A 17,366-nucleotide genomic window follows, 5' to 3' on the forward strand; every position below is an offset into this window, starting at 1 on the left:
TCTTTATTTAATAGCCTTAAAAGCCCGTATCTTATCAGTATAAGTGGGATTAGCAACAGAAATCCGTTCATTTTATCTCTTTTCCTTACCTACCAATTGTATAAAATAATCCGAAATTCAAATTATTGTTTGCCATCATTGTACCATTCGCACCCGTTCTGTTCAATCGACCTTATACAAATAAGGAAACAACCGCCGAATACAAGAATATTAAGATGGACAGCCAGCAGACGGAATGTAAAAAAACATCTTGCTTATAACGTAACGTGATAAGCAATAATATAGACAGGAGGTCATGAATATGGAAAAAAACAGAGCGATACCACAAGGGTATATGACGGTTGGCGAGGTTGCAAAGAAAATGGGCGTCACCGTCCGCACCTTACAATATTACGACGAAGAAGGTCTGCTTTCGCCGTCATGCGAGAGTGAAGGGGGCCGCAGACTTTATACAGACAAGGATGTGATTAAACTCTATCAAATTCTTTCATTGAAACACCTGGGGTTTTCATTGGATGATATAAAAAATCGCCTGACCTCTCTTGATACTCCCGCCGATGTTGCGGACGCGCTTACAGAACAAGCTGCCACAATACGAGAAAAGCTGGAAACTCTGTCAGAAGCCCTAAAAGAGATGGAAACGTTAAAAGCGGAAGTTCTGCAAATGCAATCGGTGGATTTTAAGAAATACGCTGATATTATCATAAATCTACAAATGAAAAATGAGCTCTACTGGCTTATCAAGCATTTCGATGATAAGACCCTTGACCATTTTCGGAGCCACTTCGATAAGGATAGCGGCCCCGCGATGATGGAGACTTACACACGCCTGCTTGATGAAGCAATACGGCTTCAAAATGATGGTGTGCCGCCCGAAAGTGAGAAAGGGCAAAACTTTGCCAAAGAGTTTTGGAAAATGCTTATGGAATTTACGGACGGGGATATGAGTATGCTGTTCAAACTTAAAGAGACTGAAAATATTGATGGCCCGGATAGTGAATGGAAACAGAAACAAGCGACTGCCAATGCTTTTATCGAACCGGCTTTGGAAGCCTATTTCACAAAGCTGGGATTAGACCCATTCGAGGGGGGGAGTTAAATGAGCTACGCAATACAGATTGACAGGCTAAAGAAAAGCTATGGCGATCATACTGTGCTGAATGGCTCAAATTTCAATGTAATAAAAGGTGAGATTTTTGCTTTACTTGGCATAAATGGCGCAGGCAAAACCACAGCCCTTGAGTGTATCGAGAGCTTACGAAGGTATGACAGCGGCCATATCGTGGTGAGTGGCAAGATGGGTATCCAGTTGCAATCGGCATCACTCCCGGCCCATATCAAACCGATGGAAGCTGTGCGGTTATTTGCAAAATGGAACAAAACAAAAATAGACGATTCTATGCTTGCCGCCCTTGGGATTAACGAGCTGACAAAAAAGCCGTACATAGAACTGTCAACGGGGCAAAAGCGGCGTTTGCACCTTGCCCTTGCCTTAATCAGCGACCCGGATATTGTGTTTCTTGACGAGCCGACTGCCGGGCTTGATGTTGAAGGCAGAATATCGCTCCATGACCAAATCCGCAAACTGAAAGCTCAGGGAAAGACAATCATTTTAGCCAGCCACGACATGGCAGAGGTTGAAAGCCTGTGTGACCGCATAGGTATTCTGAATGCTGGCAATATTGTGTTTTTGGGTACGGTTGCAGAATTGACCGCAAAAATCGGCAAACGCTATACCCTTCACATCAAGACCGAGCAAGGCGATGAAAAATTTGAATCTGACAACATCGGGGATACCATGCTTACTTTACTTGAAGATTTCAAGCAGAGGGGAATTGCCGTGCTGGACATTAAAATAGACAGAGGTACGCTTGAACAGCATTTTATCAACATAGCAAGGGGGAATGGCGAATGAGTGCGTTTTTATACGGAGTAGCATTGCAATGGAAACTGGATATACGAAGCAAGTCGCTGCTGATTACTTGTTATGTGGTTCCCCTTTTGTTCTTTGCTGTTATGGGCGGGATATTCACATCCATAAACCCGGAGGCCAAGTATACGCTTATACAATCTATGACCGTGCTGGGTGTATCAACAGGCGCGCTGATGGGCTTGCCGCCTTCCCTTGTAGAGATATACGCGAGTGATATAAAGAAAGTGTACAAGGCTAATGGGGTGCCGTTGTATCTTGGTCTGGTTTCGATGTTTTTGTCAGCATTTATTCATCTATTGATTATGTGCGTGATAATATACCTTGTCGCCCCCATTGCTTTTGATGCAACACCACCGGTAAGTCTGCCGTTGTATTTTGGCTCCCTCGCAATTTTTACTGCGGTATCATTAAGTATTGGGAGTATCTTGGGGCTGGCGGTAAAAAGCCAAGCAAAACTAACTATGATTTCACAAGTGATATTTCTGCCCTCCATTATGCTGTCGGGGATTATGTTTCCTGTTGATTTACTCCCTCGGATTTTTGAGATTGTGGGAAAAATATTCCCCGCAACTTGGGGATATAAATTACTGGCAGGCGACGTTTTTTATTTTGGCAACCTGTGGCCTTTGGTGGCCATCCTCTTAGCTGCGGCTATACTATGCGGTTTTATGTTAAAAAGACTGCAATCGGAATAATGAGCCAATCACAGCATAACCACATGCTGGAACCACTATAAGCAGTACAGATAAGGTAAGCGTGTTTTATCTCCAAGTACATCGTTCTCCCATTCAAATCATAAAAACCACTGATTCTTTTCGAACCAGTGGTTTAGTAGTTCCATGATTAACGTATTCGTAGTCTTCTGAGTAACTTTCCTCAGACTGATTATAGAGCTGCGTCATCCACGCTATTAAGCCACGCTTCGATGCTTCCGATAACCGACGTAATGCAGCCATCCTCAAACGGCGAGATCAGTCCCGCAACCTTCACAAGCTCAGTAAACGATTGGCTGCCACCTTCACGGCACAGACGCAGATAATCTGCCCAAGCTGCCTCACGATTTTCATGCATCTTCTTCCAAAATTGGAACGCGCAGAGCTGAGCCAGGGTATAATCGATATAATAGAATGGGGTATTGAAAATATGACTTTGCTTTTGCCAGAATCCCCCCTGCTCATAATACGCATTATCTGCGTAGTTACGATGAGGCAAATACTTGCGTTCGATTTCTCTCCACGCTTTTTTTCGTTCAGCCGGCGTTGCATCCGGGTTCTCATATACAAAATGCTGGAATTCATCGACTGTTACGCCGTAAGGAATAAATATGAGCGAGCTCGCCAGATGATCGAAACGATACTTATCGACTTCTTCCTTAAAGAAAAGATCCATCCAAGGCCAAGTGAAGAACTCCATGCTCATAGAATGGATTTCGCAGGCTTCGTAAGTCGGGAAGTTGTATTCCGGTACTTCGAAGCCGCGGCTCTCGTACACCTGGAAAGCATGGCCGGCTTCGTGCGTCAGCACATCGATATCGCCAGAGGTACCGTTGAAGTTCGAGAAAATAAACGGTGACTTGTATTCGCTAATATAGGTGCAGTACCCGCCGCTCTGTTTTCCTTTTTTCGCAACGAGATCCATGAGGCTGTTATCCAGCATATAGGTAAAGAATTCATTCGTCTCCTTGGACAGCTCCGAATACATCTTCGCCCCGTTGCTCACGATCCACTCCGGATCGCCTTTCGGCGTCGCGTTGCCTGACTTAAAGGCAAAATTCTCATCATAGTACAAAAGTTGGTCCACGCCGATCCGGTTCTTTTGACGTTCCTTCAGCTTCGATGCGACAGGAACGATATGCTTGAGCACCTGGTTCCGGAAGTTGGCCACCATTTCGGCATTGTAATCCGTACGGGCCATCCGTGCATAGCCAAGCTCTACGAAATTTTTGAAGCCGAGCTTTTTCGCGATTTTCGTTCTGACTTTTACTAGGTCATCATAGATGCGGTCCAATGTATCCTCATTCTCAGCCATAAATCCGCTGGAGGCTTCCATAGCGCGTTTACGCACATCCCGATCCGTAGATTGTTGAAAAGGAACCAGCTGAGCCAGCGTGCGTTCTTCACCCTCGAACGGAATTTTCGCGGAAGCGATCAGCTTTGCATATTCGGTCGTCAGTTTATTCTCCAGCTGTAGATCCTCGATGACCTCAGGGCTGAATGTTTTCAGCGAGAGTTCGGCTAGCCGGAACAACTGGCTTCCCCATTTCTTCTCTAGCTCAGCACGAAACTTGGAGCCGACCAACGCCCGGTAGTAATCCGTAACAAACTCTTGTACGACCGGACCATTTTCGTCGAAAAAGTCCTGTTCTGCTTTATAAAACTCGTCGTTGGTATCGATCGAGTGGCGAATGCTGACGAGCTGCTCAAGCGTATCGAATTTACTCCGCAGCTTGTTAATTTCCGTCATCACTTGATCCTGCTCTTCATATGTACCCGCAGACGTAAATTCGTTCAGCAGCTCCTTGAACTTATGTTCGAAAGCCTTGACATCTGGTCGTTCATAATGGTAATCATTAAATTTCACGACATGCACCTACCCTCTCCTATAAAAAAATAAGTCAGCAGTTTAAGATTATTATACAGCAGCTGTCACAAATCCGCTAACTTCTGGAAAACAAAAGACCGGTAAAATACCGGCCTTTTACATCCTATGCTATAGTTTTGTTAATTATCAAACACGGCAATTTATCTTAAAAACCTGCTGTATATTGTCTAGGGATCGCTGTTTCTTTTCTAAGATGCGCTGCGGCTTCCAGTGCCCAATGAGGGTTTCTTAGCATCCCTCTTCCTACAGCAACCAGATCGGCGTCTTCATTACCGATTACAGCATTCGCTAAAGCCGGGTCATCAAGTCTTCCAACAGCTATTACTGGAACATCAAGAGCTTCTTTAATTGCTCGAGCTAGCGGAACTTGATAAGCAGCATGGCTGCCTGGTCTGCCAAATGCGGCAATTGGTCCTTCACCACCGGATGAGATGTCAAACATATCTACCCCTGCTCCTTGATATTCTTTCGCAAAAGCGATGCTTTCTTGAATGCCATATCCGCCTTCGACGTATTCCTTGGCGGAAATACGCATCAAAAGTGGCATGTCTTCCGGCATTTCAGCTTTGGCCGCCTGAATAATCTCCCGGCCAAACTTGGTAAGGTCTTTCCCATACTCATCTTCTCTTTTGTTTGTAAGAGGCGAATGAAATTGATGAATTAAGTAGCCATGGGCCCCATGAATTTCAATGGCATCGAATCCAGCTTTAACAGCACGAGCTACAGCACTGCGGAATTTTTCCACAAGCCCCTTGACTTCTTGTGTTGTTAGGGTTCGAGGTTGTTTTGAATTCTCATCAAAGGCAATGGCAGAAGGCGCTACGGGAACCTCAGCATCTTCCGCTTTACGTCCGGCATGAGCGATTTGAATGCCCACTTTGGCACCGTAACTATGGCAAGCATCTACAATTCTTTTTAATGCTGGAATTTGCTCATCAGACCACAATCCCAAATCGAAATCGGAAATACGTCCATCCGGTTCTACATCTGTCATTTCAATCACAATAAAACCAGTACCGCCAACCGCACGACTTACATAATGCAGATAATGCCAATCTGTTGCAACACCATCTTTTTTGTCAACCGAATACTGACACATTGGAGGCATTACAATACGGTTCTTTAATTCCATACCTTTAATTTTATAAGGACTGAATATATGGTTCATGATAAAGACTCCTATCTTTTCAAGATTTATAACATGTATGCACATGCATATATAATATCACGCTATTTTCTTTTGTCAACCTGCATGAAATACAAATAAAGACACCCCCCTCAGATCATGTGTGGAGTGCCTTTCGCGCAAAAGCTGTTTGAGAATGAACTCTATAGCATCTGTATAAGTGTTTGTAATTCCAATTTTACTCCATTTTTTTGAAGTGAAGTTTCTAAAACCTCGTTAACGGTTTCGAGGGCCCGTTGTAATTTCTTTTCACCTATTTCGGTAATTCCAGTATAAATACCTCTGCGGTCATCCTTGCATATATGTTTTTGCAGTGCGCCGCATTTTTCTGCCTCCATCCTTACCACAAGCCTTGATACAGCACTTTGGCTTAAACCAACCATTTCTTGCAGCTGCTGTATACGCAATTCCTTTTTTTCTGACTGAGATATAAATTTTAGGACAAAAAACTCCTTTAAAGATAAATCATAATGTTGTTGTAATGCCTGCTCTAGTTCATCGTTTATGTTGGATAGAATTTGGGTCAAAGGCAACCAAGTATCCAAAAGTTCGTTATTCGTTTTCAACTTCAGCACACCCGATCTATATTGAAGTAATTTAAAACACATAGAGTTAAATAATATTCTATCAAGGTTAACTAAAACGGTCAAAAACTTAATCGTTATTTTCCATTAAGCGATTTTTCTATGTATGAATAAACAAAAAAAGCTCGAGCCATGGCCTACAAAGGCATGAACCGAGCAAGGGTAATTAATAGCTTAATCCTAACTATTGTGCTCAGCAGACATGGCATCTGCTTTTGTCTCATGGATCGTACCATAGGGATGCTGAGGAGGAGCATATATCACGTATACTTTTAATGGCACATTGCCCGTATTGGTTATGTTATGCCATTTTCCGGCAGGTATCATAATGGCAAAACCATCACCGGCCATTGCTTGAAAATCCAACTCATCTTTTCGATCCCCCATTTGAACAAGGCCCTGTCCCTCTTCGATCCGTATGAATTGATCCGTTGTGGGATGCATTTCCAGGCCAATGTCGTCTCCCACATTAATGCTCATAAGGGTGACTTGAAAGTGTTTTCCAGTCCATAAGGCGGTGCGAAACGTATTGTTTTGTTTCGCAGCTTGTTCTATGTTCACTACAAGAGCTCTTGGCCCATAGTCCATTAATTTAATACTTTCTTTATACATAATCATTCTCCTCCTCATGATTTCATGATTTATCCTATGCAGTTGCCCATATAAAGGATTGGAAAATGGGCAACTGCCTATCCTCAATAAAAAAGAACGCCCTTTGTAAGAAAGGGCGCTCTTAGAGCTCTTAGTCGTTACTTATTTAATTACTTAATAACTACGTATTCCAAGTTAACCAGTTTGGCATAGGTTGCAATTTGGTCTGTTGTTAGGTTCAATGATACCACGGTATGGTGACCGCCGCCATTTTCAATCCAAGCTTTAACCCCATCTTGGAAGTTAGGTTTAACGTTCCAAAGTACACGCGCTACTGGAAGTTTTGGCGCTGGAACAGTCGGCTCAAATGCGGTAACTTCGTTGATTAGAAGTTTGTAATGAGTACCAAAGTCAGCCATGGAAACAACTACACCGTCTCCAGCCTTGCCGTCAAATACCAAACGAGCTGGATCTTCACGATCGCCAATACCTAATGGAGAAACGACAATTTTCGGTTTGTTGCTTGCGAGGCATGGGTCTACTTCAAGCATATGGGATTGAAGTATGGATTCTTGACCCGCCGTTAATTCATAAGTGTAATCTTCCATGAAGCCAGTTGATTGGTTATGACTCATTACTTTAAGCAAGCGGTCGAGTGCTGCTGTTTTCCAGTCTCCTTCGCCAGCAAAACCATATCCTTGTGCCATCAAACGTTGGACAGCAAGACCTGGAAGCTGTTTCATCCCGTGCAAATCTTCGAAGTTTGTTGTGAAGGCATTGTATCCGCCACGATCAAAGAAATGCTTCAAAGCGATTTCGTAGCTTGCTTGAATTTTTACGCTAGCTTCCCAATCTTCCTTACTGTAAGTACCATAATCGAATTCATAAAGTTTTGCGTATTCATCAAATAAAGCGTTGATTTCTTCTTCTTTTACTTCATTCACGATTTGAACAAGGTCGCCGATACCAAAATAGTCCACGGTCCACCCGAATTGAATTTGGGCCTCCACTTTATCACCCTCGGTAACGCCTACATTACGCATGTTGTCACCAAAGCGAGCAACTTTAATGTTGAAGCTCTCATTGTAAGCAACTGCTACGTCCATCCAATCGGCAATTTGCTTCTGCACTTCAGGACGTTCCCAGTAACCTACAACCACTTTATTTTGCTTCTTCAAACGAGCATTAATGAAACCATATTCACGGTCACCATGAGCTGCTTGGTTCAGGTTCATGAAGTCCATGTCAATCGTAGCCCAAGGAATACTTTCATTGTATTGAGTTGCCAAATGCAACAACGGTTTTTGAAGCATTTTTGTTCCGCGAATCCACATTTTTGCAGGCGAGAAGGTATGCATCCAAGTGATGACACCGGCAACTTCGTCACGGTAGTTGATTTCCTTCATGATGCTTGTAATTTTATCGGCAGTAACAGCTAGATCCTGCAATACAAGCGGATAAGGTAATACACCGCTTTTATTTAAGGCGTCGGTCATTTTTTGTGCGTGTGCTTTGACTTCCGCCAGTGCTTCTTCACCATAAAGATGTTGTGAACCTACAACAAACCAAAACTCTTTTTTCCCTGTTGTTAACATAGTGAGGATCCTCTTTTCTTTATTTTGTAGTTTGTATTATTTTTGCCCATAATAGGCGTTTTTACCGTGTTTCCGTAGGTAGTGCTTATCAAGAATACGTTGTGGCAATTCTTCAGCAAAATGATTAAGTTCTCGTGCAAATAAATTCATTTTCGATACTTCTTCAAGCACTACACTATTCATTACCGCCGATTTAGCATCCTTTCCCCAAGTAAATGGTCCATGACCTTTAAGCAACACACCAGGAACCGCTAATATGTCTAGTCCACGCTCCTCAAAGGTTTCGATGATCACGTTGCCAGTTTCCGCTTCATAACCACGGTCAATCTCCTCTTGGGTTAAAAAACGGGCGCATGGTACGGAACCATAGAAGGTGTCCGCATGAGTCGTCCCCATCACGGGGACATCAAGGCCAGCTTGAGCCCAAACGGTTGCCCAAGTGGAATGCGTATGCACAATGCCGCCGATTTCTGGGTAATGTTTATAAAGTACGGCGTGGGTCGGCGTATCTGATGAAGGTCGAAACTCACCTTCAACTACATTGCCATCTAAATCAACTACGACCATATCACTGGCTTTCATGGTGTCATAACTAACCCCACTTGGCTTGATTACGAATAAACCACTTTCGCGATCAATGGCGCTTACATTTCCCCATGTATATTTGATGAGGCCATGTTTGGGTAATTCCAAATTTGCTTGAAACACTTCTTCTTTCAGTTGTTCTAACATGTGAGTCCCTCCAGTTTTACACTAGATTATCTACAGCGGCCTGTTCAATGGTTAAACCTTTTTTATACCGCTCGATAAATGCTTCAAATCCTTTAACGTCAATTTCATCAGGATAAATTTCTTGTGCCTCAACGTCTTTAAACACTTTTTTGTCGAGGAAGGCATCCAAACTTTCTTGTTGATCTTTGTTCATCATGTAAGAAGCCAGAATGGCAATTCCCCATGCCCCGCCCTCTCCAGCTGTTGCCATGACAGAAACAGGAACGTTCATTGCTGCAGCAATCATTTTTTGCCCGACTAAAGGAGTTTTAAATAAACCACCGTGAGCCAAAATGCTATCTATTGCGACATTTTCCTCTGTCAAAATATCCATTCCGATTTTCAACGCGCCGAAAGCGGTAAAAAGATGAGTCCGCATGAAATTCGCCAAATTGAAATTGCTCTCAGGTGTGCGGACAAATAGTGGACGGCCTTTTTCCAATCCGGTGATATTTTCACCTGAGTAATAACCGTAACTGAGCAAACCGCCACCATCCGGGTCAGCTTCCAAAGCTTTATTGAACATCACGCTGAATAATTTGCTATTATCAACCTTTTGTCCCATGGCCTCAGAGAATTCACGGAACAATCCCATCCAAGCATTGATGTCGCTTGAACAGTTGTTCGCATGTACCATACCAACTGGACTTCCGTCTGGTGTAGTGACCACATCAATTTCCGGATATACTTTTGAAAGCTCTTTTTCCAACACAATCATCGCAAAAACTGAAGTTCCAACGGACACGTTTCCGGTACGCTTTTTCACGCTATTCGTAGCAACCATTCCTGTTCCAGCATCACCTTCCGGAGGGCAAAGAGGAATACCTGGCTGTAAATTTTGCGATTTATCCAGAATTTTGGCTCCAGCTTCGGTCAATACACCGGCTTGTTCACCTGAAACATGAACCTTAGGAAGGATACCTCTTAGCTTCCAAGGATAACCTTTGGCCTCAATGAGTTCATCAAATTGCTTAACCATCGATTCATTGTAGTCATGTGTGGATTCATCAATGGGGAACATACCTGAAGCATCGCCGATCCCAATAGCCTTATTACCAGTTAGCAACCAGTGAATGTAACCAGCTAAGGTTGTAATAAACTCAATTTGAGGCACATGTTTTTCCTCGTTTAAAATGGCTTGATACAAGTGAGCGATACTCCATCGTTCAGGGATGTTGAATTGGAACTTATCAGTCAATTCTTTGGCTGCAGCACCAGTTGTTGAGTTACGCCAGGTCCGAAAAGGAACAAGCAGCTCGCCCGTGTTATCAAAAGCCATATATCCATGCATCATGGCAGAAAATCCGATAGAGCCAATGGTTCGAATAGTGATTCCAAACTTCTGTTCAACTTCTTGCTTCATTTCACTGTAAGCTGTTTGCAGACCCGTCATAATATCCGGTAAGTTGTACGTCCAATATCCATCCTCCAAGCGGTTTTCCCACTCATAACTTCCGGATGCGATCGTTTCAAAGTGATTATCAATTAAAACTGCTTTAATACGTGTGGATCCGAATTCGATCCCAAGAGATGTTTCTCCCTTAGAAATCGCTTCTTTAATGTTCACATGATTCATGATCACGTTAGTCCCCTCTCTGATAACGGTTTAATATTCAAATCGAAGAAGGCGCTTTCCTTATTAACAGCTTTAGTATATTTTTTTGTGCGTACATTTGTCAACCCGATTTATTAATCATCCCTACAAATATTACAATTGGAACTTTGCTGTTTACTCAGTAAGTTTTCAAAAAGTATTCTTATGATATGCAAACTATATAAAAATTATAAAAAGTATCAACATTTTTATAATTTGTACGCAATAAAAGGGGAACATTTAAATTCATACAAAATCATGCTAAAATATGTCCATACAAATATTCGCAATCCGGAAAATTAGTATGAGACCTACTATGAAAGAAGTGAATGAAGTGAAACCGAAGTATCAGGTTATCATTGATGACATAAAAAGTAATATCCTTTCAGGAGGGTACAGCTTAGGGGAACAAATTCCTACGGAATCCGCTTTGCAGAATATGTATAACGTTAGCAGGCACACGGTTCGAAAGGCCATTTTGGAGCTGTCTAACGAGGGATTCTTAAGAAGTGAAAAGGGTTCGGGCACCTATGTTAGCAACCAATATCGATCTAAATCCGGTGGTCATTCGAACAAAAAGACGATTGGTGTCATCACGACTTACATTTCCGATTACATTTTTCCCTCCATTATTCGTGGAATCGAAGGAAGATTGAATGAAGATAATTATTCGTTACTATTAGCTAGTACAAATAATGATGTTGCTCAAGAGAAAAAGGCCTTACAAATGATGTTGTCATTTGGTGTGGACGGTTTGATTATTGAGCCTACAAAAAGCAATTTATACAATCCTAATATCGCGTACTACCTGTCATTCAAAGAACAGGATGTTCCCTTCATCATGATCAATGCTTATTATGAAGAACTGGATGTTCCCTTCTTTTGTCTCGATGACGTACAGTCGAGCTATCTTGCGACAAAAGAATTGATTTCCAAAGGGCACACACAAATTGGTATCATTTCAAAAATGGATGATTTACAAGGAAAATACCGTATGAAGGGGTATATCAAAGCCCTTGGCGAGGCAAAATTGCGATTTCACCCTGAGCAAGTTCTTTCATTCGATACAGAGACGAAACAGGATCTATGCACGAACCTGAAGAAGTTCCTAAATGATAATAGAGATGTATTGACTGCAATTGTCTGCTACAACGACGAGGTCGGACTGGAGGTCGTAAATGTATGCAGACAACTTCATATATCTGTTCCAGAACAGTTGTCAATTATTGGACAGGACAATTCTTATATTGCGAAAAATGCTAACATCAAATTAACGACTTTGACCCACCCTCAAGAACAAATGGGACGGGATGCAGCGGATTGGATCATAAAGAAGCTACAAGGCAAGAAGGATTTACCTAATAAAACCTATTATCAGCCTGAGTTAATTGAAGGAGAAACTGTAGCGTTGAACACTTAGCGAAAACTAGCAATCATTGCGCTGGAAAGTATCAAATCATGATTTAAGTTTTCAGCGTAATAAAAAACGAGGGGGTTCTCCCCCTCGATGAATCAGGTCATACCCTCACTACAATTTCACCAGCTTGGTGGCAATTTTACGGCAAAACTCTTGATCATGTTCCACAAATAATATGGTCGGCTCGTAATCCAGCAGCAGCTCTTCGATCTGCATTCGGGAAATAACATCGATAAAATTCAACGGTTCGTCCCATATGAGAAGATGTGCCCTTTCGCAAAGACTTTTGGCGACGAGCACCTTTTTCTTTTGCCCACCGCTGAAATCCGCTATGTTCTTTCCAAATTGTTCTCGGGAGAAGTCCAATTTTCGCAAAATCGCTTTAAACAGGCTTTCATCAATGCCATGGGTTTGGGCATAGTCCGACAAATCCCCCTGTAAATGCGAAGTATCCTGAGACACGTAGGAAATTTTCAACTGACTTCCCTTACGAAACGTGCCTGTATAGCTGATATCCTCACCGTTAATCAGTTTGATGATACTGGATTTGCCGGAGCCGTTTTGCCCGGCTAACGCAATCCGGTCCCCCTTCTCAATAATAAAGCTAACTTCCCGACAAACCTGCTTTTCACCATAATAAATCGAGATTTTCTCCAACTCGCAGAGCTGCGTTTTGTGGTAGTCGAGCTGTGAAATTTTCAAGCTGTCCGAACTTTCGACATTTTTCAGCAACCTGGACTTTTCCTCGATGGCGGACTGCTGTCTTTGTTCCATGGACTTGGAACGCTTCATCATCTTCTCGGCCTTGTGGCCGATATATCCTTTATCCACTTTAGAGCCGGAGTTTCTTGTTCCATTTTTGGTTTTCTCCACCTCATGAGACCATTCGCTCGTTCGTTTGGCCGCCTCCGATAGGCGCTTGATGTCCTTGCGCAGCTTTTCGTTTTCCTCAACCTCGAAGTGATCCTGGCGCTGTTTGTTTTCCCACCAAGCTGAAAAGTTACCTTTTTGGATCTCAATATTCGTTTTGTTGATGGAGAGAATGTGATCCACGCAGTTGTCCAGGAAAGCCCGGTCGTGGGACACGAGAATAAATCCGCTTTTTCCGTTCAAATAATTACTGACGATCGTTCTGGCTTCCATATCGAGATGGTTGGTCGGTTCATCGATTAACAGGAAATTGTTTTCCTTAAGAAACAAAGCTGCCAGCATCACTTTCGTTTGCTCCCCGTTCGATAATGAATTGAAAGGCCGATACAACACCTCGTCCGAAACCTTAAGCAGTGAAAGCTCGCGCATCAATTCCCAAAGGAGATAGTCCGGAGCTATATCTTCAACGATGTCGAGAGTTTGCTTTTCCTTGTCCTGCACCTGGAAAGGGAAATATTCGAAGCAGACATCCGCAGAAATAAATCCGCTGTATTCGTATTTGCCAAGCAGAAGGTTCAGAAAGGTTGTTTTCCCCCGCCCGTTTCTACCCGTAAAGCCCAGCTTCCAATTAGTATCGATCTGAAAGCTGACGTTCTCAAAAATATTGTCGTAACTGCCGTCATAGGCAAAGGTTAGGTTGCTGACATGGATTAATGACATAAGAGTTACCTCCCAGTTCAAAAAAATAAAGGCTGCAAGAAAGTTACTACTTTCCTGCAGCCCAAATATACAGCAAACCCACCGAGCCATATGCGGCATCAGATAAGGATATATCCGTAGAGCGAAAGGATGAAGTAACTTTCTTGCATAAAGACAAAAACATGCGGACTCGTCCGCAAACTGTTTTGTATCCTTAGCAAGAAATATCCATCCTCTTCAACTCCTTCGTTATTGTCATTTCATATCTTAACACGAACCTTGATGGGACTTCAACGCCCCCCCAAACAGAGCGGGTGACATTTGTCACAACATTCATAATAAATGTGATCTGAATCACACTTCAGGACTCTGTGCTGTTCTACCCTTATACCGTAATGGAACATGTTCCGATTTTTGTAAATAGGACCATTCATTTAAGGAGGAATCAATATGTTGTCTCAACAGACCCGCGATATCGTTAAATCTACCGCCCCAGTGCTGGCAGAGCACGGAACCGCGATCACTTCGGTATTTTACCGCAATATGTTCGCTGCACATCCGGAACTGCTGAATATATTTAATCATGCCAACCAGGCGAAAGGCCGACAGCAGACCGCGCTGGCCAATACCGTCTACGCCGCTGCTGTACATATCGATCATTTGGAGGCGATTTTGCCCGCGGTCGTACAGATTGCTCATAAGCATGTCAGCCTGGGGGTCAAGTCGGAACACTATCCCATCGTTGGAGAATACCTGCTGAAAGCGATTAAGGAAGTGCTTGGGGACGCTGCCACTGATGACATTATAGAGGCTTGGAAAGAAGCGTATGGCGTAATTGCCGAAGCATTCATCGGCGTTGAGGCAGGAATGTACAAAAAGGCACAAGAGCAGGAGCATGGCTGGAATTTCTTCAAGCCGTTTATTGTGGCCCGTAAAGTAAAAGAAAGCGGCAATATCGTCTCCTTCTATTTGAAGCCGGGCGACGGAAGCCGTGTTCCTGACTATGAACCAGGCCAATATATATCTGTTCGCGTAGCCATTCCGGGCGAGCCGTATACGATGATACGCCAATACAGCCTATCGCAGGCGGCCAAACCGGACGAATTCCGCATATCTGTCAAACGGGAAGCCGATAACGATCCAAACGGCCAGGTGTCTCTTTATCTTCATGACGTGATCAAGGAAGGCGATACTTTAGAGGTAAGCCCTCCAGCTGGCGAATTCGTTCTGGATCCGGCGAAAACGACTCCTGTTTCCTTTGTATCTGCAGGGGTAGGAATCACTCCAATGATGAGCATGTTCGAAACCGTTGCTGCCCTAAACCCTGGCCGCCCAACCGTTTTCTTACATGCTGCCCGCAACGAGAAACTTGGCGCTTTCCGGAACGATATTGAATCCTATGCCCGGCAAATGAGCAGTGCCAGATTGAAGTTCGTGTACTCGGACCAACCGGACGGAAAGATCAACAAAGATCTGCTTGAGGAATATGTAGATCTATCCGGTGATGTATATGTATGCGGCCCCGTACCGTTCATGGAAACGGTCATTCGCGATCTCAAGGCGCTTGGCCTTCGCGATGAGCAGCTGCATTACGAGTTCTTCGGGCCTGCTCTCCAGTTGTAGTCCAAAAAAAGGATGGCTGTCGGCATTCATTGTCGGCCGAGAATAAAAAGGGACTTCACCCCGTGAAGTCCCCTGTTTTAAACGGCTAATTTCGCAAAAAATTTAATTTTACGCGGAAATATCAATAAACCCTTCGCCAAAAACGTCGCGTACATCGTGGATCGTCACAAAGGCGTCTTTGTCCTCGGCGCGTACTATTTTTTTGAGCATCGACACCTCCTGCTTGTTGATTACTATGTACAGCACTTCCTTCGACTGTCCGGTGTAATAGCCGTATCCCCGCAGCACGGTTACTCCCCGATCCATTAATTTTGTCACCTGTTCTGCGATGCGGTCATGGTTAGCGGAAATGATGGTTACTGCTTTTCTGGGATTCAACCCCTCTACCATGAAATCCATCGCTTTCGTTCCGACATATAAAATGACCACGGTAATCATGACCCTCTCGATCCCTATCACGAAAACAGAAAGACCGGCTACGATCAGATCGAAGAACAACAAAGCGTAGCTAATATTCCAGTCCCAGTATTTGTTGGCGATCCGTGCAAGTATCGTCGTGCCTGCCGTTGTACCCCCTACTCGAACGATAAGTCCGATGCCGACGCCGACAAGCAGTCCTGCGAAAATCGCATTGATAAACGGTTCTTTCGAAGATATTCTCCAATGCTCGGTCAGATGCAGGAACAAGGAGTTAAAGCTGACGGCAATCACCGAATAAACCGTCGTTTTTTTATCCAGCAGCTTAAACCCGATCAGCAATAAAATGCCATTCGCGACAATGCTGACGAGCGCTGGGGACCACTTGAACAAATAAAACAAAATAATCGTGAGCCCAGTCACACCGCCCTCCCCAAAGTCATTTGGAATGATAAATAGATTCACCGCCAGAGCAAACAGGAGCGCCCCAACGATCAACATCGATAAATCAAACAATCTCTTTTTCAAACGATAACCTCCAATAAACCAGAACTCACAAAGAAAAGCGACTAAAGGAAAAGAACATCCTCTAATCGCCTAATGAACTATAGTTTGCGAAGCTCTTTAATAATTTCCATTATAGTAGTCAGCCTATGTGTTGTAAATGCACTAACGCTTCACAAGCCAATTAGGCTCTTTCCGCAGACGTTCAACGGTATAATCTAGCATCGCTCCAGAGTCGATAAGGAAGCACTCAGCTTCACCTACACTTCCCTTTTTCATAATACCTTGTTCCAGAAAAATATCAGCTGCTGCCATGAAACGACGAGGCGTCCCCCAATCATGCAGCATTGTTTTGCGAAACAAGGTTCGGCCCTTATAGTCAATCATCTTACACTCCACCGGTTTGGCTTGTAAGTGGTACGAAACACCAGCTATTTCTTCGGCAGTGTGAAAGGTCGTATTGCTATCCAGCGTTACTCCGAGCAGCAAAATCTTTCCGCCTCTTCGGGCCAAGCGATAATAAGGACTGCCGTAGCCGCATGTCGTCCAGCAATCCTCATGTCCTGTTGTTAGAGAGACCGCATTAGCGCCAATCGCTGCGACAGAGTGGGTTGGATTTAGTGAACGATCTGCTTCTGGGCGCAACCGTAGGGTTTCGGCAATGCGACCAGTCCAACAAGGTGTACGAGTGACATCGAATAAAGGCGGATTCTCAGGACTATCCTGGGCGCTGCCCGTTAATGTCGGAACCAGAACAGTGCCTTGCGTTGAGTCAACGACAGCAAGCAATGCATCAATTAATACATCTGCTCCACCTTCTACGTGGCCAATGGAAGAAAGTGAGCTGTGTAATAGCACCTCCGAGCCGGGGTGTATACCGAGTCTCCTGAAATCTTCCGCTAACTGTACCTGATCATAAACCCGTCCCAGTCCCATAGGTTCACTCACTCCCAGCTATAAAATGGACTTGCGGTCTTACAA

15 protein-coding genes are annotated in these 17,366 nt (G+C 43.7%); 5 read left to right on the top strand and 10 right to left on the bottom strand.

Features of this window, described 5'->3' with window-relative positions; translation table 11 throughout:
- Positions 1-301: 301 nt before the first annotated feature.
- From ACFQ3W_RS05855 to ACFQ3W_RS05865, 3 genes are read left to right on the top strand one after another with little or no spacing between them, the layout of a single operon-like run.
- The gene (locus ACFQ3W_RS05855) at positions 302-1,099 is read left to right on the top strand and encodes a MerR family transcriptional regulator (RefSeq protein ID WP_379317594.1); all 798 of its coding nucleotides are present in this window, start codon (positions 302-304) and stop codon (positions 1,097-1,099) included.
- Positions 1,100-1,915: an ABC transporter ATP-binding protein gene (locus ACFQ3W_RS05860; RefSeq protein WP_379317596.1), complete on the top strand. Its 816-nt coding sequence runs from the start codon at positions 1,100-1,102 to the stop codon at positions 1,913-1,915.
- Positions 1,912-2,628, top strand: coding sequence for an ABC transporter permease (locus ACFQ3W_RS05865; RefSeq protein ID WP_379317598.1), 717 nt, complete (start codon positions 1,912-1,914; stop codon positions 2,626-2,628). Before ACFQ3W_RS05860 ends, ACFQ3W_RS05865 begins: the two co-directional genes overlap by 4 nt.
- A 190-nt stretch (positions 2,629-2,818) precedes the next feature.
- Here the strand turns inward: ACFQ3W_RS05865 and ACFQ3W_RS05870 are convergent, their stop codons facing one another.
- The 7 genes from ACFQ3W_RS05870 to ACFQ3W_RS05900 all read right to left on the bottom strand — a co-directional run bounded on the left by ACFQ3W_RS05870 (position 2,819) and on the right by ACFQ3W_RS05900 (position 10,837).
- Entirely contained in the window at positions 2,819-4,513 is a 1,695-nt protein-coding gene (locus tag ACFQ3W_RS05870) for a M3 family oligoendopeptidase (RefSeq protein ID WP_379317600.1), read from the bottom strand.
- Between the two features lie 166 nt (positions 4,514-4,679).
- The gene (locus tag ACFQ3W_RS05875) at positions 4,680-5,702 is read right to left on the bottom strand and encodes an NADH:flavin oxidoreductase/NADH oxidase (protein ID WP_379317602.1); all 1,023 of its coding nucleotides are present in this window, start codon (positions 5,700-5,702) and stop codon (positions 4,680-4,682) included.
- 161 nt (positions 5,703-5,863) lie between these two features.
- Entirely contained in the window at positions 5,864-6,286 is a 423-nt protein-coding gene (locus ACFQ3W_RS05880; RefSeq protein ID WP_379317604.1) for a MarR family winged helix-turn-helix transcriptional regulator, read from the bottom strand.
- 198 nt (positions 6,287-6,484) lie between these two features.
- A complete protein-coding gene (locus ACFQ3W_RS05885; protein ID WP_379317606.1) occupies positions 6,485-7,003 on the bottom strand; it encodes a cupin domain-containing protein in 519 nt (172 codons plus the stop codon).
- A gap of 62 nt (positions 7,004-7,065) precedes the next feature.
- A complete protein-coding gene (gene araA / locus ACFQ3W_RS05890; protein ID WP_379317608.1) occupies positions 7,066-8,490 on the bottom strand; it encodes an L-arabinose isomerase in 1,425 nt (474 codons plus the stop codon).
- Between the two features lie 36 nt (positions 8,491-8,526).
- The gene (locus ACFQ3W_RS05895; RefSeq protein ID WP_379317610.1) at positions 8,527-9,222 is read right to left on the bottom strand and encodes an L-ribulose-5-phosphate 4-epimerase; all 696 of its coding nucleotides are present in this window, start codon (positions 9,220-9,222) and stop codon (positions 8,527-8,529) included.
- A 16-nt stretch (positions 9,223-9,238) separates the two neighbouring features.
- Entirely contained in the window at positions 9,239-10,837 is a 1,599-nt protein-coding gene (locus ACFQ3W_RS05900) for a xylulokinase (protein ID WP_379317612.1), read from the bottom strand.
- A 352-nt stretch (positions 10,838-11,189) separates the two neighbouring features.
- Between ACFQ3W_RS05900 and ACFQ3W_RS05905 the strand changes: the two genes are divergently transcribed.
- On the top strand, positions 11,190-12,275 hold the full coding sequence (locus ACFQ3W_RS05905) for a GntR family transcriptional regulator (RefSeq protein WP_379317950.1): 1,086 nt from the start codon (positions 11,190-11,192) through the stop codon (positions 12,273-12,275).
- Between the two features lie 108 nt (positions 12,276-12,383).
- Here ACFQ3W_RS05905 and ACFQ3W_RS05910 read toward each other — a convergent pair whose 3' ends face one another.
- Complete coding sequence (locus tag ACFQ3W_RS05910; RefSeq protein WP_379317614.1) at positions 12,384-13,862, bottom strand: Lsa family ABC-F type ribosomal protection protein; 1,479 nt, start codon at positions 13,860-13,862, stop codon at positions 12,384-12,386.
- A 429-nt stretch (positions 13,863-14,291) separates the two neighbouring features.
- On the opposite strand from ACFQ3W_RS05910, the gene hmpA reads away from it, so the two are divergent.
- Positions 14,292-15,464: an NO-inducible flavohemoprotein gene (hmpA, locus tag ACFQ3W_RS05915; RefSeq protein ID WP_379317616.1), complete on the top strand. Its 1,173-nt coding sequence runs from the start codon at positions 14,292-14,294 to the stop codon at positions 15,462-15,464.
- Between the two features lie 108 nt (positions 15,465-15,572).
- On the opposite strand, the gene ACFQ3W_RS05920 is transcribed toward hmpA, so the two are convergent.
- Both ACFQ3W_RS05920 and ACFQ3W_RS05925 read right to left on the bottom strand, forming a co-directional pair.
- Positions 15,573-16,409 carry a YitT family protein gene (locus ACFQ3W_RS05920; protein WP_379317618.1) on the bottom strand — a complete coding sequence of 279 codons (837 nt, stop codon included), beginning with the start codon at positions 16,407-16,409 and terminating at the stop codon, positions 15,573-15,575.
- A gap of 141 nt (positions 16,410-16,550) precedes the next feature.
- The gene (locus ACFQ3W_RS05925) at positions 16,551-17,333 is read right to left on the bottom strand and encodes an aminoglycoside N(3)-acetyltransferase (RefSeq protein ID WP_379317620.1); all 783 of its coding nucleotides are present in this window, start codon (positions 17,331-17,333) and stop codon (positions 16,551-16,553) included.
- Positions 17,334-17,366 lie beyond the last annotated feature (33 nt).

Origin of the sequence: Paenibacillus puldeungensis, assembly GCF_042678945.1 — a bacterium.
Taxonomy (GTDB): Bacteria; Bacillota; Bacilli; order Paenibacillales; family Paenibacillaceae; genus Fontibacillus; species Fontibacillus puldeungensis.